The organism is Streptococcus oralis (assembly GCF_019929365.1).
Classification (GTDB): domain Bacteria; phylum Bacillota; class Bacilli; order Lactobacillales; family Streptococcaceae; genus Streptococcus; species Streptococcus oralis_BT.
The window spans coordinates 1-25,174 of record NZ_JAHZPH010000008.1; the positions used below are offsets into that span (position 1 = coordinate 1).

The 25,174-nt window shown below is 40.0% G+C and carries 25 protein-coding genes and 1 tRNA gene; 2 read left to right on the top strand and 24 right to left on the bottom strand.

Annotated features, from left to right (window positions below):
• Positions 1-261 precede the first annotated feature (261 nt).
• Positions 262-333 (bottom strand) — tRNA-Glu (locus tag K1I53_RS08335).
• 67 nt (positions 334-400) lie between these two features.
• Positions 401-1,762: a 23S rRNA (uracil(1939)-C(5))-methyltransferase RlmD gene (gene rlmD, locus K1I53_RS08340; protein WP_223329052.1), complete on the bottom strand. Its 1,362-nt coding sequence runs from the start codon at positions 1,760-1,762 to the stop codon at positions 401-403.
• Between the two features lie 37 nt (positions 1,763-1,799).
• Here rlmD and recX point away from each other — a divergent pair, with 37 nt between their 5' ends.
• Together recX and ntdP are read left to right on the top strand one after the other, a co-directional pair.
• Positions 1,800-2,576: a recombination regulator RecX gene (gene recX / locus K1I53_RS08345; protein WP_223329053.1), complete on the top strand. Its 777-nt coding sequence runs from the start codon at positions 1,800-1,802 to the stop codon at positions 2,574-2,576.
• 88 nt (positions 2,577-2,664) lie between these two features.
• The gene (ntdP, locus tag K1I53_RS08350) at positions 2,665-3,198 is read left to right on the top strand and encodes a nucleoside tri-diphosphate phosphatase (RefSeq protein WP_223329054.1); all 534 of its coding nucleotides are present in this window, start codon (positions 2,665-2,667) and stop codon (positions 3,196-3,198) included.
• A gap of 69 nt (positions 3,199-3,267) precedes the next feature.
• Here the strand turns inward: ntdP and K1I53_RS08355 are convergent, their stop codons facing one another.
• The 22 genes from K1I53_RS08355 to rbfA all read right to left on the bottom strand — a co-directional run bounded on the left by K1I53_RS08355 (position 3,268) and on the right by rbfA (position 25,046).
• Entirely contained in the window at positions 3,268-4,035 is a 768-nt protein-coding gene (locus tag K1I53_RS08355; protein WP_000567567.1) for an epoxyqueuosine reductase QueH, read from the bottom strand.
• 136 nt (positions 4,036-4,171) lie between these two features.
• Positions 4,172-5,794, bottom strand: coding sequence for a chaperonin GroEL (groL, locus tag K1I53_RS08360; RefSeq protein ID WP_223329056.1), 1,623 nt, complete (start codon positions 5,792-5,794; stop codon positions 4,172-4,174).
• Between the two features lie 15 nt (positions 5,795-5,809).
• Positions 5,810-6,094, bottom strand: a complete 285-nt coding sequence (gene groES, locus K1I53_RS08365) for a co-chaperone GroES (RefSeq protein WP_000917328.1) — start codon at positions 6,092-6,094, stop codon at positions 5,810-5,812.
• A 309-nt stretch (positions 6,095-6,403) separates the two neighbouring features.
• A complete protein-coding gene (locus tag K1I53_RS08370; RefSeq protein ID WP_000282436.1) occupies positions 6,404-6,799 on the bottom strand; it encodes a single-stranded DNA-binding protein in 396 nt (131 codons plus the stop codon).
• A 77-nt stretch (positions 6,800-6,876) separates the two neighbouring features.
• A complete protein-coding gene (locus tag K1I53_RS08375) occupies positions 6,877-7,638 on the bottom strand; it encodes an SDR family NAD(P)-dependent oxidoreductase (RefSeq protein WP_223329058.1) in 762 nt (253 codons plus the stop codon).
• A gap of 41 nt (positions 7,639-7,679) precedes the next feature.
• Positions 7,680-8,306: a YtpR family tRNA-binding protein gene (gene ytpR, locus K1I53_RS08380; RefSeq protein ID WP_223329060.1), complete on the bottom strand. Its 627-nt coding sequence runs from the start codon at positions 8,304-8,306 to the stop codon at positions 7,680-7,682.
• Between the two features lie 15 nt (positions 8,307-8,321).
• On the bottom strand, positions 8,322-8,639 hold the full coding sequence (locus K1I53_RS08385; RefSeq protein WP_223329062.1) for a thioredoxin family protein: 318 nt from the start codon (positions 8,637-8,639) through the stop codon (positions 8,322-8,324).
• Entirely contained in the window at positions 8,636-8,935 is a 300-nt protein-coding gene (locus tag K1I53_RS08390) for a DUF4651 domain-containing protein (protein ID WP_002875970.1), read from the bottom strand. The genes K1I53_RS08385 and K1I53_RS08390 overlap by 4 nt, the downstream gene beginning before the upstream one ends.
• Before the next feature lie 165 nt (positions 8,936-9,100).
• Positions 9,101-10,708 carry a CTP synthase gene (locus tag K1I53_RS08395; RefSeq protein ID WP_084920446.1) on the bottom strand — a complete coding sequence of 536 codons (1,608 nt, stop codon included), beginning with the start codon at positions 10,706-10,708 and terminating at the stop codon, positions 9,101-9,103.
• A gap of 420 nt (positions 10,709-11,128) precedes the next feature.
• Entirely contained in the window at positions 11,129-11,593 is a 465-nt protein-coding gene (tnpA, locus tag K1I53_RS08400) for an IS200/IS605 family transposase (RefSeq protein WP_223329063.1), read from the bottom strand.
• 193 nt (positions 11,594-11,786) lie between these two features.
• Entirely contained in the window at positions 11,787-12,377 is a 591-nt protein-coding gene (gene rpoE / locus K1I53_RS08405; RefSeq protein WP_000418415.1) for a DNA-directed RNA polymerase subunit delta, read from the bottom strand.
• Between the two features lie 332 nt (positions 12,378-12,709).
• A complete protein-coding gene (locus K1I53_RS08410) occupies positions 12,710-13,456 on the bottom strand; it encodes an ATP-binding protein (RefSeq protein ID WP_223329064.1) in 747 nt (248 codons plus the stop codon).
• A gap of 15 nt (positions 13,457-13,471) precedes the next feature.
• Positions 13,472-14,350 carry an ATP-binding protein gene (locus K1I53_RS08415; protein ID WP_223329065.1) on the bottom strand — a complete coding sequence of 293 codons (879 nt, stop codon included), beginning with the start codon at positions 14,348-14,350 and terminating at the stop codon, positions 13,472-13,474.
• A 9-nt stretch (positions 14,351-14,359) separates the two neighbouring features.
• On the bottom strand, positions 14,360-15,631 hold the full coding sequence (locus tag K1I53_RS08420; RefSeq protein WP_223329066.1) for a DUF4297 family anti-phage-associated protein: 1,272 nt from the start codon (positions 15,629-15,631) through the stop codon (positions 14,360-14,362).
• Positions 15,632-15,703: 72 nt separating this feature from the next.
• Entirely contained in the window at positions 15,704-18,355 is a 2,652-nt protein-coding gene (locus tag K1I53_RS08425; RefSeq protein WP_223329067.1) for a valine--tRNA ligase, read from the bottom strand.
• 13 nt (positions 18,356-18,368) lie between these two features.
• Positions 18,369-21,386 carry a DEAD/DEAH box helicase gene (locus tag K1I53_RS08430; protein WP_223329098.1) on the bottom strand — a complete coding sequence of 1,006 codons (3,018 nt, stop codon included), beginning with the start codon at positions 21,384-21,386 and terminating at the stop codon, positions 18,369-18,371.
• Positions 21,387-21,431: 45 nt separating this feature from the next.
• Positions 21,432-21,992 carry a GNAT family N-acetyltransferase gene (locus K1I53_RS08435; RefSeq protein ID WP_223329068.1) on the bottom strand — a complete coding sequence of 187 codons (561 nt, stop codon included), beginning with the start codon at positions 21,990-21,992 and terminating at the stop codon, positions 21,432-21,434.
• A 281-nt stretch (positions 21,993-22,273) separates the two neighbouring features.
• Positions 22,274-22,669 carry a helix-hairpin-helix domain-containing protein gene (locus tag K1I53_RS08440; protein WP_000038708.1) on the bottom strand — a complete coding sequence of 132 codons (396 nt, stop codon included), beginning with the start codon at positions 22,667-22,669 and terminating at the stop codon, positions 22,274-22,276.
• 97 nt (positions 22,670-22,766) lie between these two features.
• A complete protein-coding gene (locus K1I53_RS08445; protein WP_223329069.1) occupies positions 22,767-23,021 on the bottom strand; it encodes a DUF1912 family protein in 255 nt (84 codons plus the stop codon).
• A gap of 9 nt (positions 23,022-23,030) precedes the next feature.
• A complete protein-coding gene (locus tag K1I53_RS08450) occupies positions 23,031-24,365 on the bottom strand; it encodes a DUF438 domain-containing protein (protein WP_223329070.1) in 1,335 nt (444 codons plus the stop codon).
• On the bottom strand, positions 24,365-24,598 hold the full coding sequence (locus K1I53_RS08455) for a DUF1858 domain-containing protein (protein WP_000368739.1): 234 nt from the start codon (positions 24,596-24,598) through the stop codon (positions 24,365-24,367). The genes K1I53_RS08450 and K1I53_RS08455 overlap by 1 nt, the downstream gene beginning before the upstream one ends.
• Before the next feature lie 97 nt (positions 24,599-24,695).
• Positions 24,696-25,046, bottom strand: coding sequence for a 30S ribosome-binding factor RbfA (gene rbfA / locus K1I53_RS08460; RefSeq protein ID WP_001273601.1), 351 nt, complete (start codon positions 25,044-25,046; stop codon positions 24,696-24,698).
• Between the last annotated feature and the right edge of the window lie 128 nt (positions 25,047-25,174).

Genomic DNA, 25,174 nt, shown 5'->3' on the forward strand with positions numbered 1-25,174 from the left:
TCCTGAGCCAGGATCAAACTCTCATTAAAAGTTTGAGTTCTCACTCATTTCTGTCACTGACAGATTTATTGTTTTTTCATTGTTCAGTACTACAACCTCAGTTGTAGTGCCCTGCACATTGGTTCGTCTTGTTCAGTTTTCAAAGGTCTTTGTCACTCTTTCTCTCTCAAGCGACAACTATATTAGTATATCACAGCCGCCAACTTATGTCAACACTTTTTTGAAACTTTTTTTACTTTTTTCATCCCTGCGATACACTCATAGTCCGTACGGGATTCGAACCCGTGTTACCGCCGTGAAAAGGCGGTGTCTTAACCCCTTGACCAACGGACCTGAGCTTTTCAACTCTTTCTATTATACCTACTTTTTCTCCTTTGTCAAGAACTTTTTTTCAGTGAATTTAATTTTTTCTTTTCTTCACTAACTTAACCACTGCTTCTGTCCGTGCAGTGTGGGGAAACATATCGACTGACTGGATATACTGAAGATCATAGACTTTTACTAGTTTAACTAAATCTCGTGCCAAGGTCGAAACATTGCAGGATACATAGACCATTTTTTCTGGAACATAAGTCAGAATGGTATCCAACAACTTATCATCTAAACCCGTACGAGGAGGGTCTACTATCAGTGCATTCGCTCGGTAACCCTCTTGATACCAGCGTGGAATGATTTCTTCAGCTGTCCCCGCTTCGTAATGGGTATTGTCAAAACCCATTCTTTGAGCATTTAGCTTGGCATCTTCAATGGCTTCTGGAATAATATCCATCCCTCTGAGACTCTTGACCTTATTTGCGAAGGCGAATCCAATTGTCCCAACACCGCAATAGGCATCAATCAGATGATCTTCTTTGCTAACATCTAGAGCTTTAACTGCTTCACTATAGAGAATCTCTGTCTGCTCTGGATTGAGCTGATAGAAGGCACGGGGCGAGAGAGAAAACTCATAGTCGAGTACTCCTTCTTGAATACTCTCTTGGCCCCAGATAATTTCCGTCTTTTCACCATAGATTTCACTTGTTTTTGCTGTATTTGTATTGACCGCAACTGTGACGACTTCTGGAAAATCCTTGACTAGGTCTTTGACTAGTTGATTCAAATTAAGCTGGCGATTCGTGACAATGATAATCTGAACTTGACCCGTTTTTCTCGCTCGGCGTACCATGATGGTGCGAACACCTAGCGTTTTTCTCTCATCGGTGATGGGAATTTGATGATAAGTGAGAAGCTCAGCTAGGCGATTCGCAATCACTTGGGTTTCCTTATCTTGTACCAAACAGTCTTTCAACTCTACGAGATAATGAGAGTTTTGCGCATACAAACCTGCTTTGACCTGATTTTTAAATTTCCGAGTTTGAAATTGCAACTTAGCACGGTAGTACTTTGGTTCCTGCATTCCGATAGTTGGACGAATTTCATAGTTTTCATATCCTGCAGGGGCAAATTTTTTCAGAGCTTGGTGGAGCAAATCCGTTTTGAACTCTAGCTGTTTATCATAGTGAAGGTGCATGATTTGGCAACCACCACATTCATTATAAATCGTACAAGCAGGTACGACTCGAAATTTAGACTTCTTATTAACCTTTAGTAATTTGGCTTCAACAAAGTTACGTTTAATAGAAGTAATCTGACAATAGATATCTTCTCCTTTGAGGGCGCCAGGCACAAAAACGAGGGTTTTCTGGTAGAAACCGATTCCCTCACCATTGATGCCCATCCGCTTGATTTTTAAAGGTATTTTTTGTTTGACTTTCAGATTCATACCCCTATCTTATCACATTTTAGGGTATAATAGAACTATGAAAATCACAAAACTTGAAAAGAAAAAACGCCTTTACTTGATGGAGCTAGACAATCAACAAACCTCTTATATCACAGAGGATACCATTGTCCGTTTTATGTTGTCTAAAGATAAGGTGATTAGCACAGAAGAATTGACCGAGATTCAGGACTTCGCCCAGTTTTCTTATGGTAAGAACCTCGCCCTCTACCATCTATCATTTAAAGCTCGAACCGAAAAGGAAGTTCGTGAGTATCTGAAAAAGTATGATCTTGATGAAAAAATCACAAGTCAAGTTATCGCCAATCTTAAAGAAGATAACTGGATTAATGATCGTCAGTATGCCTATTCTATCATCAATGCCAATCAACTTTCTGGAGATAAGGGACCCTATGTGCTAGCTCAAAAACTGTCTCAAAAAGGGATTGCCAAATCAACGATTGAAGATGTTTTAAAGGATTTTGATTTTTCGGAGGTTGCTCAACGTGTGGCGGAGAAACTTCTAAAAAAATACACGGGAAAGCTTCCCGCTCGTGCCTTGCAGGATAAGATCATTCAAAGCTTGACGAACAAAGGCTTCTCCTATTCTGATGCTAAAAATGCCTTTGACGACTTGGATAGTCAAGTTGACCAAGAAACGACTCAGGAACTCATTTTCAAAGAGCTAGACAAACAATATACTAAATACGCTCGCAAATATGAAGGTTACGAACTAAAGCAACGATTGACTCAAGTTTTGGCTAGAAAGGGCTATGATTTTTCGGATATAGCAAGCGCTCTCAGAGAATATCTTTAACATTTTCATGTAAAATTCAAAAAAATTAGACCAATTTATGATATAATAGTAGACGATAAACTTATAAATTGTAGAAAGTTGGTTAGTTATGAAACTTCCAAAAGAAGGCGACTTTATTACAATTCAAAGTTATAAGCATAATGGGAGTCTCCACCGTACTTGGCGGGACACCATGGTACTAAAAACAACAGAGAACGCTATTATCGGCGTCAACGACCACACACTTGTTACCGAAAGTGACGGTCGTCGTTGGGTGACTCGAGAGCCGGCTATTGTTTACTTTCACAAAAAATATTGGTTTAATATCATTGCTATGATTCGTGATAATGGGATTTCCTACTATTGCAATATGGCGAGTCCTTACTATCTAGATGAGGAAGCCCTGAAATACATTGATTATGATTTGGATGTCAAGGTCTTCACTGATGGTGAAAAGCGTCTCTTGGACGTTGAAGAGTATGAGCGCCATAAACGTAAAATGAAGTATTCTGATGATTTAGACTATATTTTGAAAGAGCATGTTAAAATCCTTGTTGATTGGATCAACAATGGACGCGGTCCTTTCTCAGAGGCCTATGTCAACATTTGGTACAAACGCTACATAGAACTAAAGAATCGGTAAAGTTGTCAAACTGGGGTGAAAGCCCTGGTTTTTTATTTGAAAAACCCAGCTTTTCAGCTGGGTTGATTTCTATATATCTAATTTAGTAACAGTAAACTTGATGTGGGAATAGTCTTTTTCAACATCCTTATCCAACAAGAAAGCCGTGGCATCCTTCTTAACCTGAACTAGGTCAATATTCTGGGCTTGAGCTGCATAGACGCATCCACAATAACATTGACGATAAATATCATACTCCTCGCACATCTCCACCGAACGCTTGTAGCCTTGATTTTTCTTGAAATCACTTGGGAGATAGTGGGTGGTATAAATCTTTTGCACATCAATTCCGATGCTGTTGATGGTTTGAGAATTCTTATGGGGACTGATGGTCAAGGCTGAACCAAAGTAGTCAAAGCCCAAGTCCATAGCTACCTGTGCTGTTTTGTCCAAACGGTAATCAAAACAAACCTTGCAACGGTCCCCACCTTCGGGTTCTTCTTCCAGTCCTCTGACTAACTTCCGATATTCATTTGGTTCGTAGGGAGCTTCAAGGTACTGAACCGTATTGCCTGTTCGCTCATTGAAATCACTGACAAATTTCTTGGTAACATAGGCCCGCTTGTGGTATTCTGCCTTGGGATGGATATTGGAATTGGCAAAATAGATAGTCACATCCGCGTACTTGGTCAGGTATTCTAGGGTGTAGGTACTACAAGGAGCACAGCAAACATGCATGAGAATAGTTGGACGTTGCTCATTTTTCTCCCAAACCTGAACCATTTTCTGCATGACACGGTCATAATTAATCTTCTGATTGGGATTCATCTTGCTCAGAATTTCTTCTACATCAATCATGTTCTTCTCCTTTTTCTAGTCTTATTTTATCATATAAGTTAGGAGAGCTCAAATCTATTTAGAAGAGAAAACCTTAAAAGGAGGGAATGTTCTTCCCTCCTTTTGTGTTTCTTATGAATTGCTTAGTACCGAAAGTTTACATCATCCCGCCCATCATGCTTGGATCCATTGCTGGAGCTGGGGCTGCTGGTTCTGGTTTATTAGCTACGACTGCTTCTGTTGTTAAAATCAAGCTAGCTACAGATGCTGCATTTTGAAGGGCTGAACGGCTCACTTTAACTGGGTCGATGATTCCCTCTTCAATCATGTTGACCCACTCACCAGTTGCTGCATTGAAGCCTGTACCAACTTCAGCATTTTTCAAACGATCGATAACGATAGATCCTTCGAATCCCGCGTTGTGGGCGATTTGACGAACAGGTTCTTCCAAGGCACGGAGAACAATATTACGTCCTGTTGCTTCATCTCCTGTCAATTCCAAATCAGCAACGGCTGGAATGACATTGGCAAGAGCAGTTCCACCACCTGCAACGATTCCTTCTTCAACGGCTGCACGAGTAGCGTTGAGGGCATCTTCAATGCGGAGTTTCATTTCTTTCAACTCGGTTTCAGTTGCAGCTCCGACCTTGATGACTGCGACACCACCCGACAATTTTGCCAAGCGTTCTTGCAATTTTTCACGGTCAAATTCAGAAGTTGTAGTTTCGATTTGAGACTTGATAACTGCAACACGGTGAGAAATAGCTTCAGGATTTCCAGCACCTTCTACGATAACCGTGCTATCTTTGTCCACAGTTACTCTCGCTGCTTGACCTAGCGCCTCAATAGTAGCGTCTTTCAACTCAAGACCAAGATCTTCTGTGATGACTGTTCCGCCTGTCAAGATAGCGATGTCTTCAAGCATCGCTTTGCGACGGTCACCGAAGCCAGGTGCCTTAACTGCTACTACGTTGAAGGTTCCACGAATCTTGTTCAATACAAGAGTCGGAAGAGCTTCACCATCTACATCATCCGCAATAATCAAGAGTGGACGATTGCTTTGGAGAATGCTTTCTAGGAGTGGCAAGATTTCTTGGATATTTGAAATCTTCTTATCAGTAATCAAAATGTATGGATTTTCAAGGTCAGCCACCATTTTTTCACTATCTGTCACCATGTACTGTGATAGATAACCGCGGTCAAACTGCATTCCTTCCACGACTTCAAGCTCTGTTTCCATACCACGTGACTCTTCGATAGTAATGACACCGTCTTTGCCAACTTTTTCCATAGCTTCAGAAATGTATTCACCGACTTTTTCAGAACGAGAAGATACAGCGGCAACCTGAGCGATGGCTTCTTTATTGGCAACAGGGATGGCATTGTTTTTCAAGGCTTCTACAGCTGCGGCAACCGCTGCTTCAATCCCACGACGAATGCCGATTGGGTTGGCACCTGCAGTGACGTTTTTAATTCCTTCGCGGACGATAGCTTGAGTCAAGACTGTTGCAGTTGTCGTTCCGTCACCTGCGATATCATTGGTTTTTGAAGCTACTTCTGATACCAATTTGGCACCCATATTTTCAAAATGGTCTTCCAACTCGATTTCTTTAGCGATTGTCACACCGTCATTGGTAATCAATGGTGAGCCAAATGATTTTTCCAACACGACATTACGACCTTTTGGTCCCAAGGTTACTTTAACAGTGTCTGCAAGGGTATCAACACCACGGACCATAGCTGAACGAGCATCAGATGAAAATTTAATTTCTTTTGACATACTTACTTTCTCCTTCTATTCTTCAATGATTGCCAAGATATTGGCTTCGCCTACGATGATGTACTTTTCATCGCCATCTTTAACATCAAGACCTGCATGAGCTTCAACTAAGACACGGTCTCCAGGCTTAACGCTTGGAGCTACCAAGTCACCGTTCAAGGTACGAACACCTTGTCCAGTAGCCACAACTTGAGCTGTTTTTGTTTTTTCTTGGGCTGATCCTGCAAGGACAAAGCCTCCAACAGTCTGTTCTTTTTCTTCGATTTTCAAGACCACACGGTCTCCTAATGGTTTCAACATCTGTTTTCCTCCATAATGAACTACATATTATTAGCACTCTTTATATCTGAGTGCTAATTTATAATTCTATTGTATCACTTGGTCAGAAATAGTCAAGAAAAAAGTCTGACTTTCTCAATATAAAAAAGCCTGAGACCAACTCAGACTTTTCAATGTTTATACTCAATGAAAATCAAAGATCAAACTAGGAAGCTAGCCGCAGGTTGCTCAAAGTACTGCTTTGAGGTTGTAGATAAGATTGACGAAGTCAGTTACCTATACCTACAGCAGGGTGAAGCTGACGTGGTTTGAAGAGATTTTCGAAGAGTATTAAAATGGCAATTCTTCCTCTTCCAAGACCAAATCTGCCAAATCCTGTCCTGCATTATTTTCACGCATAGCACGTTGGGCACGACTTTCCAAGAGTTGGAATCCTGTGGCGAGAACTTCAGTCACATAGTTCATCTGGCCATTTTTCTCAAAGCGACGGGTACGAAGTTCTCCATCCACAGAGATAAGACTACCTTTAGTTGCGTAGCTTGCCAAGGTTTCAGCCAATTTCCCCCAAAGAACAAGATTGACAAAGTCAGCTTCACGTTCCCCGTTTTGGTCTTTGTAACGACGGTTCACAGCGATAGTTGCACGCGCTACTGACTTGTCATTGTTGGTTTTGTGCAATTCTGGTGTAGACGTTAAACGTCCAATAAGAATAACTTTATTATACATATTTTCTTCCTCCTACTTATCTATTCGCAAGGAATCAAAAAAAGTTACAGAAATTTGTAACTTTTCGAAGAAATTTTTTATTTTTTATGCACCATGAAACCTGTCGCCTGTTGATTGGCCATAATAGTCATATCTGTAATCTGCACACGACGAGGCTGACTAGTCACATAGACCACAGTGCCTGCAATGTCTTGAGCTTGCAAGGCCTCAATTCCCTGATAGACCGCCTCAGCCTGCTCTTTGTCACCATGAAAACGTACTCTAGAAAAATCTGTTTCAACAATTCCAGGCTGAATGGTAGTCACCTTGATATCCGTTGCGATGGTATCAATTCGCAGACCATCTGAAAAAGTCTTGACAGCAGCCTTGGTGGCTGAATAAACTGCTGCACCCGCATAGGCATAGATTCCTGCGGTCGATCCCATATTGATAATATGCCCCTGATTGGCTTTTACCATTGCTGGTAAGAAACAGCGAGTGACTACCATCAAGCCCTTGACATTGGTATCTAACATGGTCAGCATATCCAATTCTTCATAGTCCTGATAGGGAGCCAAGCCTAGAGCTAGTCCAGCGTTATTGACCAATATATCAATCTGCCCTATCGTTTCTAAAATATCGGAGCAGATAGTCTTGACCATGGTCATATCCGTGACATCCAGTGGAAAGATCCAAACTGTTTGATTTGGAAAAGTTTCTGCAAACTCCGACTTGAGGGCTTCTAGTCTGTCTGTCCGTCGCCCTGTTAGAACGACATTCTCCCCCTGCTCCAGATAAGCACGCGCAATCGCTTCACCGATTCCTGAGGTTGCTCCTGTAATCACTACATTTTTCGCCATCTTATCCCCCTCTATCTGGTCTATCAAATACCGACAATTTCCTAGGCAGTCCAGTGTTTGGCTGGGTCAAATGGAGTTCCGACAACTTGGTCTTCTGATAATTCAATAACCCCACGTTTTTGCGGAGCATTTGGCAGATGCAATTCACGAGGGCTACACATCATGCCAAAACTCTTTTCACCACGAAGTTCGCCTGGGAAAATGAGATTGCCTTTTGGCATCATCGCTCCAGGAAGAGCGACAATGGTTTTCAACCCAAGACGCGCATTGGGAGCCCCTGCAACGATTTGCACTGTCTTATCACTTGCGACTGCAACTTGGCAGATGTTGAGGTGGTCACTATCTGGGTGAACTACCATCTCGACAATTTCACCGACAACAAACTTAGGTTCTTTGTCATTAACAATCTCTTCTGCAAAGCCTTCCGCCCGCAATTCTTGGTTCAAACGAGCGACTTGCTCATCTGTCAAAAAGACTTGACCGCGCTCTGCAATTTCAAACAAACTTGAAACTTCGAAAATATTCCAAGCCACTGTTTCCCCATTATCTTTGAGGAAAATACGGGCTACCTTGCCTTTGCGCTCCACGTCTAGTTTGGCATCTCCGCTGTTTTTCACGATGATCATAAGGACATCGCCGACATGCTCTTTGTTATATGTAAAAATCATTCTTTCCTTTTTCTCCTATTTCAGTCCTGCTAAAAAGTCGTTAATTTCTTCCTTGCTTTTACGGTCGCGATTGACAAATCGGCCGACTTCCTTGTCCTTTTCTAGCACAACAAGGCTAGGAATCCCGTAAACATCCCAGAGTTTGGCCAGATCCATGTACTGGTCTCGGTCAACTCGAATAAAGGTGAACTCTGGATTGATCTCCTCAATCTCTGGCAAGGCTGGATAGATATAACGACAATCACCACACCAGTCTGCCACAAAAAGGAAAACCTTCTTGCCATCTTTCTCGACAAAACCTGCAAGCTCTTCTATACTATTTGGAGTAATCATAAGACTTCCTCCTCATAGACCAGGTCTTCATTTTCATAGACAAAGGTATAGTGACGACCATCCTCGAAAATGACTCCTCCGACAAGTCGCTCTAGGCTACTTTCGTAGACTTGAACATAGAGAGTCGCAATCTCACCCATATCTGAGAAAAGTTCGCGCACGATAGCGGTCAACTCTTCTTGAGTCTTCATGAGTTTGTGGTTATCTGCTGCTTTTTTAGCCCCTAAAGCAAGGGCACTTAGACCAGCCACAGTCAAGCCAGTCATCCATAATTTCTTAGCTTTCATACCATTCATTGTAACACAAAAAGGGCTCTAGGACAAATAGGGAAGCCGTATATAGGCAAGGAAAATCCCCTTTCCTCAATGAGGAAAGAGGACATCTAATTCTTATTGCCAAACGCCTGAGTTCCTGAATGAATTTAAAAACCTCTGAGATTGTTCTCAGAGATTAGAAGATAACTAGTTACTGTTCTCAACTGCTGCAGTGACAAAGGCAGTGTAGAGTTCTTCTGGACGGTTTGGACGGCTTGACAGTTCAGGGTGATACTGACAAGCTACAAAGAATTTATTTTCAGGAATTTCCACAATTTCTACCAAACGATTGTCTGGAGAAACTCCTGAGAAGACAAAACCTGCTGCCTCAAACTGTTCACGAAAGGCGTTGTTAAACTCATAACGGTGACGGTGACGGCGTTGCACCACTTCTTGATTGTGATAAGCAGCTGCTGCCTTAGAGCCACGTTTTAACTTAGAAGGATAAAGTCCCAAGCGAAGGGTTCCTCCCATATCCTCAACATCAACCTGGTCACGCATAATATCAATGATAGGGTATTTTGTATCTGGTGCAAGTTCTGCAGAATTGGCACCTTCAAGACCCAAAACGTGACGAGCAAACTCGATACAAGTCAACTGCATTCCCAAGCAGACTCCCAACATTGGGACATCATTCTCACGCGCATAGCGAATGGCTTGGATTTTCCCTTCCGTACCACGTTGACCAAAACCACCTGGCACAATGATGCCATCTGCATCAGACAAGAGTTCTGCTACATTCTCTGCTGTCACATCATTGGCATTAATCCAATTGATCTTCACTTCTGCGTCGTTGGCATACCCAGAGTGTTTCAAGGCTTCGACCACTGAGATGTAGGCATCTTGCAACTCCACATACTTACCAACGAGGGAGATCTTGACTTGTTTTTTCAGGTTCATGACCTTGTCTACCATGGCTGACCACTCTGTCATATCCGCTACTGGTGCGTCTAGTTTCAAATGGTCACAGACAATTTGGTCCATACCTTGTGCCTGCAAATTCAATGGAATTTGGTAAAGGTGTTCGACATCCAAAGACTCGATAACAGCTTCTGGTGCCACGTCACAGAACTGAGCTAGTTTGTTTTTAATTCCTTGACCAGCTGGTTTCTCGGTACGAATGACCAACATATTTGGCTGGATTCCCAAACCACGCAATTCTTTTACAGAATGCTGAGTCGGCTTGGTCTTCATCTCACCAGCAGCTTTGAGGTAAGGAAGCAAGGTTGTATGGATGTACATGACATTATCTGCACCCACATCTGCCTTCATCTGACGAAGGGCCTCTAGAAATGGCAAGGACTCGATATCCCCAACGGTTCCACCAACCTCTGTGATAATGACATCCGAGTCGGTCGTTACAGCGGCACGCTTGATTTTTTCTTTCAAAGCATCTGTGATATGAGGAATGACTTGGACAGTTGCTCCAAGGTACTCGCCACGGCGTTCCTTACGAAGAACTTCACTGTAGATTTTACCAGTTGTCACGTTGGAATATTTGTTGAGATTAATATCTATGAAACGTTCATAGTGACCTAAGTCCAAATCTGTCTCAGCCCCATCATCTGTCACAAAAACTTCTCCGTGCTGGTAAGGGCTCATGGTTCCCGGGTCGATATTGATATAAGGGTCAAATTTTTGAATGGTTACTTTAAGACCACGATTTTTCAAGAGACGGCCCAGACTTGCTGCGACAATCCCTTTCCCAATAGACGATACCACACCACCAGTTACAAAAATATATTTCGTAGACATAGATTCCTCTTTCTAAAATGCTCAAGGCCTTGTTAACTACGAGGGGAAATAGAAAACAAGACCCTTATGGATAACAACTTTTCAAGAAAAACTTCCCGAAAAACAAAAATGGCTCCCTAGTAACTAGGGAGCCCCGACCTCTAAAAGAGGTGCCCGAACAATATAATACCTCAAAGCAGAACATTTGTCAACCCGAATCGGTAAGACCTGAAAATAAGAAGATTGCTTTCAGAAAACCAACTAAATATCCACATCCAAACGGATGACCTGCTCAAGGAATCATAACCACCCGTCTAACGGGTGGTTTGCACCAGGGCTATAAGCCCAAATTACCAGCCAGCGCCTAAAGGCGCTGGCTTTCACGTTGTTCAAGCCTCATTGCTCTTGACTCGTCACTTGCCTCTTAAAGAGGCTTTAGTATTACTTACCACTATCCCTAAAGGGATCCTCATATTCTTTTACACTTAATTTATCTAGTGCTATATCATGCTTTTCCTGTTCTTGAATATATTTCTTAATTGTGGCTTCATTAAGCCCTACTGTACTTACATAATAACCTTCTGCCCAGAAATGTCGATTCCCAAACTTGTACTTGAGGTTGGCGTGTTTGTCAAACATCATGAGTGCACTTTTACCTTTTAAATATCCCATGAAACTTGAAACACTTATCCTCGGTGGAATACTTACTAACATATGTACATGATCAGGCATCAAGTGACCTTCGATAATTTCAACACCTTTATAGCTGCACAAACGGTGGAATATTTCACCCAAACTACTTCGATAATGATTATAGATAACTTTTCGTCTATACTTAGGGGTGAACACAATGTGATATTTACACATCCACTTTGTGTGTGATAAACTATGTGCCTTTTGTGCCATATTTTTCTCCTTTCGTTTTACAATTGGCTTGAACACCTTTATTGTATCGCGTTTGGAGTTTTTTTGGTATAACCTTCGACGCGCACCCGCATAGCGGGTGGCTTATTTGTCTCGCACCTTACGGAGCGAGACGGACTAATAGTCACATAATGCAACAAAAAAGGAGATCAGGCGATCTCCTCTGTTAAGTCTTTTACTCTTCTTCACTTGTTTCAGCGTCATCGTCAGAAAACTCGTCGTCTTCTTCGTTAAGATCCACGTCTTCGCCCAAGTCATCAGGCGCGATTTCGTTGATTTCTGCATCGTAAGCTTCCACTTCATTTTTCTCATCATCTGGATTTTCATCATCATATGAAAGAGCTGGGTCTGCTTCGTATGCATCTTCATCTTCTGGATCATCCGCATTGTAGTCAATGGCATCTGAATCGCCATCCATAAAGGCATTGACGCGTTTTTTCTTAGCTTTTGGTGCTACTTCATCGTCGTCACTTTCTTCAAGAGCGATGATTTCTTCGTCAATTTCGTCTACACCATACCATGAACGAAGCCCCCATTTGTTGTCTCCAAGTGAGATGAAGCTACCGTCAAAGTTCAACTCTGTGTAGAACAAAGGCAAAGCTTCGCGAATATCGCTGTTTGATGTTCCAAGGTAGTTTTGAATTTCGTTTACAAGATCGCTAAAATGCATCTCATGATCGCGACCACGAAGTTCCAAGATAGCACGCGCTACCTCAATCATAGATAGTTCACTTTTTTCTTGCCCAGCAAATACTTCTAATTCCAAAGCGTTTCTCCTCATTTTTACTACTATCGCCAGAGTGAACAGACTCTGACCTCATTTTATCATGTACTCTTTATTGTACGATAATTTTGCGGAATAGTCAAAGGTTAAATGGGAGAAAGTGACAGGACTTTTTATTTCTTTGCTACCCAGCCGATGGTATCGTGAGGTGGGTTTTCGGTGTCAATCCAGATGAATTCGATGCGGTTATATATGAAATTAAGTAACAATGTTGCACTTCTCAGGTCGGTTCGAACTTGTAGAATTAGTGGCTCTCTAAAAATAAGTAATTTAAGTGGACATAAGCAATTATTGTAAAATAATAATTTTAAATCTTACTTCTGTTTCCAGAGTTTCTCTAATTCTTCAAAATTAATATCTTTCCAATTATCTTTCCATAATTGGAAGTATGGAATATCTTTAGATGAAGGTTTATCTTCACAAACATCAATTTTCACAATCGATGGTAAAATAGTTGCTTCTCCCATAAGCAATGCCTCTCCTGTTGCTAAGCTAGGTAACTTATCAACAATTCCTCCCATAGAATCCGGTAATAGCTGTCTTACATAAGATTGATCTATAGGATTTGTTAATCGCATTGTTATAAAATTACTACACTGTGAGAAGATTGTTTCAGAAATTTCAGAAGGTCTTTGACTAGCTAAAAGCAATGTAACCCCATATTTTCTTCCTTCTTTTGCAATTCGTTCTATCGACTGCCGAGAAGCTCTGTACTTAGTTAGAGAACTCTTAGGTACATACTTATGAGCCTCTTCATATACTAATAAAATAGGTACATCACAAACTAGATTCTTACTATCATTAAATTGCTTATAGTAGTATCCATACTCAAACATAATTCTTGAAATCAAAGAAACAGTTATACTCAATACATCAAACGGCACTCCACTCAAATCAAGAATAGTAACATTAGTCAGAAAATCTTCACTATATCCAATAAGCTGTTTTAAAACTGATTGTAATGTTGCGCCCTCTATTCTATCACCTAATAAGAACTCCAACCTTTTATCATATATCTTTGACTCTAATCGACTAATATAATTTGATAATTTACCATTCAATGGACCAGCTTTTGTCTATCCTTGCCTTGCTCCTGCAATTTGTTCTTCATTTTTTTCATGAGCATATTGCAAGACCTCTTGAATATCAAAATAAATAGGGGAATCAAAATGTAATTTCTCTTTTTCTTCCTCTAGTCCATTAAATTTTCTTTTTTTACTCTGAATAACAGACTTTTTAAAAATATTTCTCTGATTATGATCACTTCCCTCGGTATCTAGGAATAATTCTTGTAATTCATCACTATTTAATAACCAATATGGTAAAACTAGATCATTAACATTGATAAGCCTAGCATTCGGGAAAGCACTTTGATATTCATTATGAATATCAAAGATAAGTATATGTGAATTATTTAGTCCTTCATATTCACCATTTTTAGAATGTATGGCATTTTGAACAACTTTTGCAACTGTGTGAGACTTACCCGAACCAGTTGAACCAACAATAGCAATATGCTTATTGAAAAATTTATTTCCCTCCACAGGAATCTCAATCTCATTATTCGATGATAACGAAGAGAATTTAAATTTAAGTTCATCTTTTATAGAATTTTCAAAAATTAACTTTATTTCTTCAAATTTCGCTGGTTCAACCGATTTAGGAGGAATAGTTATTGTATCACTTCCCCTTACAAATTTATTTTCTTCATCAATCATCCCCAAAGGTACAGCTTCAATAATATATTTAATATCAATTCTCTCATCAATTTCAATAGGCTCAATACAAAAATTTTCTATTGTAGCTATTAATGCCAAATCATTTTCATCAGCAATTCTAAGATATGAACCAATTTTCAATTTTTCTTCTGCAATCTGAAAATCCGTGATTGACTTCACTTCAATTTTAATTTTATTAGGTTGTACTGAAACAACTTGAGCATTTAAATTATCCATGTCTTTCTCCTATATAATATCCAATATATCTATAATTTGTCGAATATTAATTTTTGAATAATCTCTATTATCAAGATTACCAATCTCTAAATTTAATTGATTACTTTTATTAAATATATATAAATTGATTGGTAATTGGTCAACTCTTTCTACTTCCACCAACTTTTGTAGAACAATTGATAAATTTATAGGATGTTCTAGTATACGTACTGAAATTCCATTAAATTTATCAGGTTTAATTAACATTTCTTGAAATCTAAATTTTGAATTTTTAAACGGAAATCCATCTTTAAAAAAACACCCATCCTCATATAACTTTTCTTTTAATTCAGTTACAAAATCAACATTTAAAGTGTTATATAAATAAACATAAGGACTAAATTGATGTATCAAACGAGAATATTTCCTTGAAATTTCTGAAATTACATTTTTAACATTATTTACACTCTCTCCTTGACAGTCAAGTATGAAAAATCTATGTGCCGGTGATAAATTTGATACTCTTGGAAAATATTTTTTATGTATGATTTTTTTATAATTTTTCCACTCCAGCAATTCACTCATCCATCTTTCAAAATAGTAGTTTTTAGTTTTTATTCTATCCCAAAATTCTTTTTTTGAAATTTGACGCTTTTCAATATTATGTTCACATGCTAAGTCTTTAATTATTTTAAGAGCATTAAAATAAATTAATTCAATATCTTCTTCACTATAATCACTTAAATCATTTTGAATTTTAGATTTTATTTTTTCTATTTGATTTTCATAACTATCAGCCTTGATGTCTATAAAAAGATGATTCTTAAAATCTTCAATATCATCATCTTCTACTGTTTCCTCAAATATAACTTCTCCCTTTTTATTTTTGATTTGATAATTTGAATTTCCTGATTCATCTATAACTCCAAATTTACTAAAATCTAAAAAATATGTTTTTAGATTTTCCGTTGTTAATTCCAATAGCTTTTCATGCCCTTTTTTATAATAGCCGTATAGTCTATAAGTGAAATTCTTATCTTTAGGCTCAGTTCTATTTTCTAAATAATGTCTAAACATTAATTGTATTGGCTTTCTTATAATGCTGTTATCAAAATCCGTTTTTTCATAGTATTTACATTGAATAAAGTTTCTTTCATCACTATTTTCAATATCAATGTCCTCAATTCCCTCAATAGTAACCATGTCTGTCTCGTTTGATTGCTCCAAAATCTCTAAAATCGATTTGTCAAACTGATAAAAATAGCCCTTTATAGTACTAATTGCTGATCTTGGTTTACTCATTATTTACCTCACTATATGATGACTTTCTTCCTATTATATCAAAAAACACGGCATTCAGCCGTGTTTCTATGTTTATTTCACCAACTTCTTCATCTCATCAATTCGCGCCACTGTCGCGTCGTATTTCGCTTGGTAGTCGGCTTGTTTGTCGCGTTCTTTTTGGACGACTTCTGGTTTGGCGTTGGCTACGAAGCGTTCGTTAGAGAGCTTTTTACCGACCATATCCAGTTCTTTTTGCCATTTAGCGAGTTCTTTATCGAGACGAGCCAGTTCTTCTTCGACATTGAGGAGGTCAGCCAGTGGCAAGTAGATTTCTGCTCCAGTGATGACGCTTGACATAGCGAGCTCAGGTGCAGGGATGTTTGATGCGATTTCCAAGTGTTCTGGATTTGTGAAGCGTTTGATGTAGTTGACATTGCTGTTAAAGAAGGTTTCCAAGTCGCTATCGCTTGTCTTAACAAGGATGGTGATAGGTTTGCTTGGTGCAACGTTTACTTCAGCACGCGCATTACGAACAGCACGAATCAAGTCTTTGAGACTTTCTACACCAGTGTGGGCAGCAAGGTCTTCAAAGGCGGGGTTAACAGTTGGGTATTCCGCTGTGACGATAGAGCCTTCTGAGATTTGTCCAAAGATTTCCTCTGTCACGAATGGCATGATTGGGTGAAGGAGACGAAGGATCTTGTCCAAAGTGTAAAGGAGAACAGAACGTGTGATGACTTTCTCTTCTTCGTTATCGCTATAAAGAACTTCCTTGGTCAACTCAACGTACCAGTCCGCAAACTCGTCCCAGATAAAGTTGTAGAGAATGTGTCCAGCCACACCAAACTCAAACTTATCAAAGTTTTCAGTGACCTTGCCGATCGTTTCATTGAGGTTGTGGAGAATCCAGCGGTCAGTAACGTTTCCAGCTTCCTTGTTGACAACTTTTTCGACATTGGCAGTTGCTTGCTCGAGGGTCAAACCTTCATTGTTCATGAGGATGTAGCGAGAGATATTCCAAATCTTGTTAATGAAGTTCCATGAAGCATCCATTTTCTCGTAAGAGAAGCGAACGTCTTGACCTGGTGCAGAACCGTTTGAAAGGAACCAACGCAGGCTATCTGTTCCGTACTTATCAATAACGTCCATTGGATCAATCCCATTTCCCAGTGACTTGGACATCTTACGTCCTTGCTCATCACGAATGAGACCATGAATCAAGGCATTTTTGAATGGCGACTTGCCAGTAAATTCCAAACCTTGGAAAATCATCCGAGATACCCAGAACGGGATAATATCATAACCAGTCACCAAAGTTGATGTTGGATAATAACGTTTGAAGTCTTCTGAGTCAACATCAGGCCAGCCCATAGTTGAGAATGGCCAGAGGGCAGAACTGAACCAAGTATCCAAGACGTCTTCGTCCTGAGTCCATCCGTCACCTTCAGGAGCTTCTTCACCGACATAGATTTCGCCGTCTGCATTGTACCAAGCAGGGATTTGGTGACCCCACCAGAGCTGACGAGAGATCACCCAGTCGTGGACATTTTCCATCCATTGGAGGAAGGTATCGTTAAAACGAGGTGGGTAGAATTCTACCTTGTCTTCTGTGTCTTGGTTGGCAATGGCGTTCTTAGCCAATTGGTCCATCTTAACGAACCATTGTGTAGACAAGCGTGGTTCAACAACAACACCTGTACGCTCTGAGTGACCAACACTGTGGATACGTTTTTCGATTTTAACGAGGGCGCCGATTTCTTCTAACTTAGCAACGACTGCTTTACGAGCTTCGAAACGGTCCATACCAGCAAATTCGAAGGCCAAGTCGTTCATAGTTCCGTCATCGTTCATGACGTTAACTTGTGGCAAGTTGTGGCGTTGACCAACCAAGAAGTCGTTTGGATCATGGGCAGGTGTGATTTTCACGACACCAGTACCAAATTCAGGATCTGCGTGCTCATCTCCAACGATTGGAATCAATTTATTAGCGATTGGAAGGATGACATTTTTACCGATCAGGTCCTTGTAGCGTGGGTCTTCTGGATTGACCGCAACGGCAACGTCCCCAAACATAGTCTCAGGACGAGTTGTCGCAACTTCAAGGGCGCGTGAGCCGTCTTCTAGCATATAGTTCATGTGGTAGAAGGCACCTTCCACGTCCTTGTGGATAACTTCGATATCAGAAAGGGCTGTGCGAGCTGCTGGGTCCCAGTTGATGATAAACTCACCACGGTAGATCCAGCCTTTTTTGTAAAGGTCCACAAAGACCTTGCGAACGGCTTTTGACAAACCTTCGTCAAGGGTGAATCGCTCACGAGAGTAGTCTACAGAGAGTCCCATCTTGCCCCATTGTTCCTTGATAGTAGTGGCATATTCATCTTTCCATTCCCAGACTTTATCTAGGAATTTTTCACGACCAAGGTCATAGCGGGAAATGCCTTCACCACGCAAGCGCTCCTCAACCTTAGCTTGAGTCGCAATCCCCGCATGGTCCATCCCTGGAAGCCAAAGTGTATCAAAACCTTGCATGCGTTTTTGACGGATGATGATATCCTGAAGAGTCGTATCCCAAGCGTGACCAAGGTGAAGTTTCCCAGTTACGTTTGGCGGTGGAATCACGATCGAATAAGGCTTAGCCTTTTGATCGCCTGAAGGCTTGAAAACATCGGCATCAAGCCATTTTTGGTAACGACCAGCCTCAACCTCGGCTGGATTGTATTTAGGTGAAAGTTCTTTAGACATGTGTTTGTCCTTTCTAGTTAATTTCTAAGCTACTTTGATAAGCATCTAAAATATCAATAGTATCTCTTATAATAGGGCTCTGTGTGGCTTTGTAAAGAGATTTATTCCCAATAATATAAAACTCTTCTTTAGCTCTAGTCGTTGCAACGTTTAAAATATTGGGTTCAGAGACAGCCCAGCGAGCAGCCCCCTCACTCATATTATCTGCTCCAAGCACAAAATATACAATCTTATTTTCTTTTCCTTGGAAAGTATGTACCGTCCCTACATTTATAGGTTTTCCATTTTCCCGCTTTGTGAAACCAATTTTATCTAGTTCTTTTGCTAGTTGAACCGATACATTTTTAAAAGGAGTAATAACATAAATATCATCAAATTCCTCATGTCTTTTCTGCAACACTTCTTTCAAATAATCAGCTTGCTCAGGAACAAATTTATCCTTAGCACCTCCACCAACGTCAAACCATTCTCCCAGACCTCGAGCTTCTTCCTTTCCTTGAACCATTAAATTATCATAAGAAATTTTATTGGAAATACTGAACATCGGATCACTAGAACGACGATGAACCCAGAGAGGAAGTCCTATCCATGTCCCATCTTGTTTTTTAAAACCATATCTACTAGCAGAATCCATCAATTCTTGCGTTGATGATACAAGATATTTAAAAGCTATCTTGTGGTGCTGTGCTAAAAATCCTAAAATATTTTTATCCATAGTCTGTACTGGTTGTATTTGAGAAGGATCTCCAACAGCCATAATACGTTTACTTCTAAAAATAGCCCCCACACTTGCTTGAGGTAATGCCTGACCAGCTTCATCAATAAATACATTACCGATACTATTTTCAGGCAAACACCGAAACATGGAATTAAAGCTTGCAAAAGTTGTACTAATAACTGGAACAGTGAAATTGACCCAATCCCACGCAGCTTTATATAAATCACTAGCATTATCTCTCATTGAATAGTTTTGAGGCTTCTCCCAAATCCATAATGCTTTTTCAAAATGCTTTTTATTGTCATATATAAATTGCTTCCTAACTGCCAGTGCTTTAATAAACAAACGACTCTGCTCTTCTCGATAGTCATCATCGAACCAAAAATTTGATACTTGTAGTTCTTCATATGGAACAGAAAAATTCAACTTTTTAACAGGGTATGTAGCAAGTTCCGATTGTAATTTCAAAATTTTTTCCTGATGACGAATTAATTTATCTTCTTGTTTAGATTTCCATTCATTATACCTCTGTTGCCTTTGACTCAATTGATTTAATTCAAGTTCATGCATTTTTATCTCTTTTTGCAAACCGTGGCAATATTGACTTTCATCATGTACTTTCTTCAGTTCTGCTTTTAGACTTTCATTCGCTTGATTCAATCTCGTAAAATAAGTATCTAATTTCGATGGTGTGAAAAGTCTTTTTAACCATAAGAAACGTGGAGCTTGTAATTTTATCAACTCAACATCTTGTGCTGCTATCTGTTTGTTAACATTTAACATAGAAATAAGACGCTCATGCTCAAACAGCTCAGATTCTATTTCCTTTTTACTATTTTCTAATTGAATATGTTTATCCCGTATTTTAGATAGTTCTGAACGTCTTTGGGCATCATCCTGATGAAACTCTATCTCAACCTGCTGGTAAGCATTTTTCAATTTTACATGCAATCGAATCTTATCTGCTATATCTTGCATCTTTTCTCTTTTATCAAATAGCTTCTGATATTGAATTTTAAACTCTTCGTATACTGATGGATTCGATTGAAATTTAGCCGAATTCAACTCTTGTCGTATTGCTTTTAAAACATTTTGCAGACGGTCTCTATTCTGTTTTTTTCCACCTTCTATCGAAAACAATCCCCAATATTTTTTGTCGTTAGAAACATCTTCATCTTCTAACAATAAATCATTACTGATTTCAGCAAAATAATCAATTTTCTTTAATTCATCTAACCAATTTAATTTCTGATAAATTTCTTTTCTTTGGGGTAATTCATTAACAATATTTTTAACAGCACCATTATTAGAACTTGCAACTACGATTCCCTTTTCTGCAATTTCTTTTGGTAATTTTGCAATAAGATCAGATTTGTCATGACAAACTAGATTCCCTTTAAGCTTAGGAGCCGATAATTCACTAATAATTCTCGCCTGTTCCGTTACCAGATCTGCAAAAATATCTTTTAAAAGTGTCGTTTTACCAGTTCCCGGAGGACCATTGACACTTCTCACATCTTCATCCGCATTCGAAGCTAAATTTACAGCTACTTGTTGCATCATGGAAAGAGCATATTTAGGGTTACTAGGAAATCTTCCTAATGGATAATTTTTCGGTTCAAGTATAGTTTCTAAATCTTTGGGATTAAAATAGGATGATTCTTTATTGCCGTCCAGATTGACCCTTACAGAATCGGATCCTGATAAATAACGATTGAGATTTTCATTATAAATTGATTTTGCATATTTCAAATCCTTTAGAAAAAATGAATGTAAATTTATTTCGTCATCGAAATTCTTAACAAAATAATATCTGCAATCACTTGGTGAAATCTCATACTTTTTGAGAAGTTTACTAAAAACTTCATTGAACTCTCCATCAAGAAACGCCTGACCTAACTGTTCTCGAAGCTCATTTTCTGCTATTAAAAAATCTTTAGGCAATTCCCTATTTTTGAAAATTTGCCCACTCATAGTTAAAAAAAACTTATCAGCCAAGAACTTCAAATCTTTATCAAAGTATAGAGCAAAAGTAAATTTATAAGAAGCTCTTCCCAATTCTTCCTCCGTCGCTTTTAAATTGTATTTGCCTCTTAACACTTCAATAATTTTTCGAAAAGGGAAAATTCCACAATAAACAGCAATCCCTGAACTGGATTTTAATTTTTGACGTTTAAAAAAATCTTTTAATATTGATTGATAATCATCACCTTGAAAAATCTTATACTTAGAATCACTTTTTTCAATATTCCCTTCTGATAATTGTTCTACTGTAATCCAGGCATCTAATATTTGATTATGACTACTTCTCATCATGTCTCCCTTAAAGCATATAAAAACAAGAATATATCTTACTCATTAAAAACTCTCCCACTCACTCCTCAGCAAGCCATATATCAGACTATCACAGCGGTTTCCTTGAGCATCTTTGCGATCTCGGATACGAGCTTCAAGGGTGAAACCAAGTTTCTCTGCAACTCGTTGACTTTGGACATTGGAGCCAAAACAAGTCAGTTCAATCTTATGCAGATTCAATTCTTTAAAAGCTAGGTCAATCAAGGTACTCGCAGCTTCTGGAACATAGCCTCGTCCCCAATAGTCTGGGTGCAAGGTATAGCCAATTTCCAGTACATCGTCTTCGTGTCGATGATTGAAATCAACAGAGCCGATGACCTTATCGGTCCCTTTAACGACAATTCCATAGCCCGCTGGGAGATTTTCCTTTTGATTGCGCTCGGGAAGAATGTGCTCCAGATAATAAATCTCATCTTCCAAGGTCTTGACGGGGTGAAATGCTGCTGGATAGGCGACCTCTGGCAGACTAGCGTAGGCATGGATATCCTCGGCATCAGCTACTGTACGGACTCGTAAAACGAGACGCTCGGTCTCTATTCGTTCTGATAATTCTGCTCTTGTCATCTTCCTACCTCGCTTTCCATAAAAAATCGCCCCTGCCATCTACATGACAGGGACGAATGTGTTTATCCGCGGTACCACCCAATTTCGGGCAGACGCCCGCAACTCTTGTCTTCGAAGAATATACAAAGACACCTTTATTTCATTTTTAACCACCAGCAACCAGTTTTGACACATTTGTGGACTTCTCAGCTCCGCCACTTCCTGTAAAATGTGGGATTCAAAACACCTCTGATGGCTTTATTGTAGCAAGTTTTTCACAGAAATGCAAGGCTCAAGAAAGATTACTTGAAACTGATTCCGTGTTCTTTTAATTTCTTGATTGTAGCTGGGCCGATTCCTTTCAAGGCAAGGAGTTCTTTCTCCGTCCAGTTTTTGAAGTCAGAAGCTGACTTGATGCCTTCATCATAGAAAGTCTTAGCGCGATCTACTGAGAGACCACCCAAAGTAGCTGCGAAATCTTCTACTGAATTCGCCACTTTTTGAGCTTGTTCCTTGGTCGCTTCTACTGCTTGTTCCACTTTTTTAGAGACAACTTTTCCTGCTTGGCTGGTAGATTTTTCTGCATGTTTCACGACTTTTTTGGTCTCTTCTACAACTTTGGTCACTGTAGTTGAAAATGCACCTGAACGACGAAGGCTATTTCGCAATTGTTTTTTACGTTGGAGTTTTTTTGACATGATAAAATCCTTTCAATAAAAAATCCCTGCTCTAACAAGGATTTAATAAAGATATTCTATCAAGATTTTGGGAAAAAATCAAGAAAGGATATTCATTTTAATAGTTTCGCTCACCAAACAAGCCCTCTGGCAGATCATGAAATCCCTTGCCCGCCTTGAAATTTTCAAACTTACCAAGCAAGAACTGATAAGCATCCAAGCGGCTTTCGTAGCGAATCATGGCATCTTTGGCACGCTCGTCTTGGTCTTCTTTGTAGACTTTTTGACTTTCCTTGTGCGCCATGTCGTTGATCATGATCTGGGTATTAACCCAAGCTTCAAATTCCTTCATAAATTCTTGTTCGTAACTCATTAGTTCTCCTTATTCTAATCCACGGAAGTAGTCCGTATCAATCTCACGGTAGGGCTGAATATCCTGAACATACTCTAGCACGCCTTGAAATTCTCCGTTCTCATCGTGTACCGCAGCATAGGTGATGTGGACAAACTTGCCTCGCGACTCAGACTTGAACCACATTTCATACTTGTCCTTGACCCCTTCACGAAGACCTTGCATGACGGCTTTGACTTTCTCCAGATATTTTGGAGGATGGCATAACTCGACATTGCGCCCAACTTGGGACGGTGTCCGTTTGAAAATCATCTCATCAGCTGGCGTATTGTCATTGTAATACTGGAAAATATCCTCTTTATTGACAAAAGTAATCTCCATAGGGAGGTGATTGAGGATAAGGTTGGCCTGCTCGACCGAGAGATAGCCATTCCCAAAAGCCTGTTGACTATGGCGGTCCATCACTGCTTCCTTTTCCTTAGGGGTAAAGGTAATGGTAAACTGGCCTTCTGGTGTATCGATAACTTGCTGCACTTGGCCTTCGGCCGTGTCTAGCTGCACTGCCTCCTCTGCACTCTTTTCCTCAACAAAGCTCTGGCGTTCTGGCACCCATTTCTCAGACGGACGGATGATGGCATAGCCATAGGCATCGCTCTCCTCCGCAATCTGAAGCCAGTCATCCTGAGTAAAGGACTCAAGGAGAATCATGAGAAGGATGGACTCTTCCTTGAAAATCATGCTCTCAAACTCTGTCGCAAAAGCTTCAAAAGCTTCTTTTACGCTGCTAATCGACACTTCTGGCAGTGACTTGGCTGTCTTTAGAGCTGTTTGAAAGAGTTCCCTGATTTGATCATCCACTCCCCACATAACTTTTGGAGGTGAATCGTGTCCATAGCGCTCCATGATAGGAAAGAAGAGCTCTTCCTTGCGCTGATAGTGGAGGTCAAATTGCCCCAAAAGCCCCATTTGACGGACCAAACCCTTGCGCATCTCTGCCAGCATTTCCTCGTCTTCCATAGACTCATAGGTATCTAATAGTCTCCGAATGCGAATCAAGGCAGCACGGAGAGCCAGATTTTCATCCTTGAAGACGCGAACGGGGTGACCAGGATGCTCAGTATCCTCTACTTCGACACCCTTAACAGCGTTTTTAAAAAGATTGGCATGCACATCACAGAGCTCCATAACATCTTCAAAAGTAACACCTGAGTCTGAGTTCATCAGCTCGTGTTCCATGAGGGAAATCTCGATGGCTGACACACCTGTAAAGGTCGCATCAAAACGCTCCTGAACTGACTCAGGAGAGGCACCATTGTGCAATTCTAACAAAATATCCCGTAGGATATGAATCCGTTCATCTGCCATTAGTCTAATCCAATCACTTCGTAACCATTCGCTTCCAGTGTGCGGACAATCTTGTCCATAGGAGTTCCTTCGAGCTTAGAACCCTGTTTGAGCGATACCTTGCGACCGACTGTATTGCGCATCAAGGGATTGGCTAGTGGTTTAAAACCTAGCTCCACTAGAATTTCCAAGACTTCTGGATGCTTGTCCACCACTTCTGCAACAGGAATTGACACATCGATGATATTGTCCATGACGACCTCCATTGTATATTCTAAAATGATTCTGCTTGTTATATTATACCACAAGGAGGGCTGGCGCACACTAAGAAAGAGGGGCAACCCCTCTTTCTTAGTTCTTATCCAGATTGCGTAGCATTTCGTCAATCTTGTTTCCATATTCGATGGATTCGTCTTTAACGAAGGTCAAATCTGGGATTTTGTACAATTTTAAATTGCGACCAAGTTCACGTTTGATGGTCCCAGTTGCTTTCTCAAGCCCGATTTGAGCTTTTTGATTATCCGAAGCAAGGTTACTCAAAATAGTGTAGTAAACCTTGGCAACGGATAGGTCACCCAACATCTGAACATCTGTGATGGTCACACCTTGGACACGCGGATCACGGACTTTCTTTTGCAAAATCTCATTGACTTCACGCTTGATTTCCATGCCCACACGATCCGTACGGAAATGATTTGCCATGATATTCCTTTCTCTACTTTGAACCAAAAGCTAGGTCAGCAGACCTAGCTATTTCTATTAGATAGAGGAACTAGAGCCATTTGAATCTAGGAAACAAGCCTTTGATAGAACTGAAGTTCATCAAGGCG

Bases quoted from the DNA above. Each gene is read 5' to 3' on its own strand.
- K1I53_RS08445 (WP_223329069.1), bottom strand. From the start codon at position 23,021: ATGAGTTACGAACAAGAATTTATGAAGGAATTTGAAGCTTGGGTTAAT.
- tnpA (WP_223329063.1), bottom strand. From the start codon at position 11,593: ATGGCACAAAAGGCACATAGTTTATCACACACAAAGTGGATGTGTAAA.
- K1I53_RS08385 (WP_223329062.1), bottom strand. From the start codon at position 8,639: ATGATTACTCCAAATAGTATAGAAGAGCTTGCAGGTTTTGTCGAGAAA.
- groL (WP_223329056.1), bottom strand. From the start codon at position 5,794: ATGTCAAAAGAAATTAAATTTTCATCTGATGCTCGTTCAGCTATGGTC.
- K1I53_RS08420 (WP_223329066.1), bottom strand. From the start codon at position 15,631: ATGAGTAAACCAAGATCAGCAATTAGTACTATAAAGGGCTATTTTTAT.
- K1I53_RS08435 (WP_223329068.1), bottom strand. From the start codon at position 21,992: ATGACAAGAGCAGAATTATCAGAACGAATAGAGACCGAGCGTCTCGTT.
- recX (WP_223329053.1), top strand. From the start codon at position 1,800: ATGAAAATCACAAAACTTGAAAAGAAAAAACGCCTTTACTTGATGGAG.
- rbfA (WP_001273601.1), bottom strand. From the start codon at position 25,046: ATGGCAAATCATTTCCGTACGGATCGTGTGGGCATGGAAATCAAGCGT.
- K1I53_RS08430 (WP_223329098.1), bottom strand. From the start codon at position 21,386: ATGAGAAGTAGTCATAATCAAATATTAGATGCCTGGATTACAGTAGAA.
- K1I53_RS08375 (WP_223329058.1), bottom strand. From the start codon at position 7,638: ATGGCGAAAAATGTAGTGATTACAGGAGCAACCTCAGGAATCGGTGAA.
- K1I53_RS08395 (WP_084920446.1), bottom strand. From the start codon at position 10,708: ATGTCTACGAAATATATTTTTGTAACTGGTGGTGTGGTATCGTCTATT.
- K1I53_RS08415 (WP_223329065.1), bottom strand. From the start codon at position 14,350: ATGGATAATTTAAATGCTCAAGTTGTTTCAGTACAACCTAATAAAATT.
- K1I53_RS08425 (WP_223329067.1), bottom strand. From the start codon at position 18,355: ATGTCTAAAGAACTTTCACCTAAATACAATCCAGCCGAGGTTGAGGCT.
- K1I53_RS08370 (WP_000282436.1), bottom strand. From the start codon at position 6,799: ATGTATAATAAAGTTATTCTTATTGGACGTTTAACGTCTACACCAGAA.
- K1I53_RS08455 (WP_000368739.1), bottom strand. From the start codon at position 24,598: ATGGACAATATCATCGATGTGTCAATTCCTGTTGCAGAAGTGGTGGAC.
- ytpR (WP_223329060.1), bottom strand. From the start codon at position 8,306: ATGATTTTTACATATAACAAAGAGCATGTCGGCGATGTCCTTATGATC.
- ntdP (WP_223329054.1), top strand. From the start codon at position 2,665: ATGAAACTTCCAAAAGAAGGCGACTTTATTACAATTCAAAGTTATAAG.
- K1I53_RS08355 (WP_000567567.1), bottom strand. From the start codon at position 4,035: ATGATTGATGTAGAAGAAATTCTGAGCAAGATGAATCCCAATCAGAAG.
- K1I53_RS08440 (WP_000038708.1), bottom strand. From the start codon at position 22,669: ATGTCAAAAAAACTCCAACGTAAAAAACAATTGCGAAATAGCCTTCGT.
- K1I53_RS08390 (WP_002875970.1), bottom strand. From the start codon at position 8,935: ATGAATGGTATGAAAGCTAAGAAATTATGGATGACTGGCTTGACTGTG.
- rlmD (WP_223329052.1), bottom strand. From the start codon at position 1,762: ATGAATCTGAAAGTCAAACAAAAAATACCTTTAAAAATCAAGCGGATG.
- groES (WP_000917328.1), bottom strand. From the start codon at position 6,094: ATGTTGAAACCATTAGGAGACCGTGTGGTCTTGAAAATCGAAGAAAAA.
- K1I53_RS08450 (WP_223329070.1), bottom strand. From the start codon at position 24,365: ATGGCAGATGAACGGATTCATATCCTACGGGATATTTTGTTAGAATTG.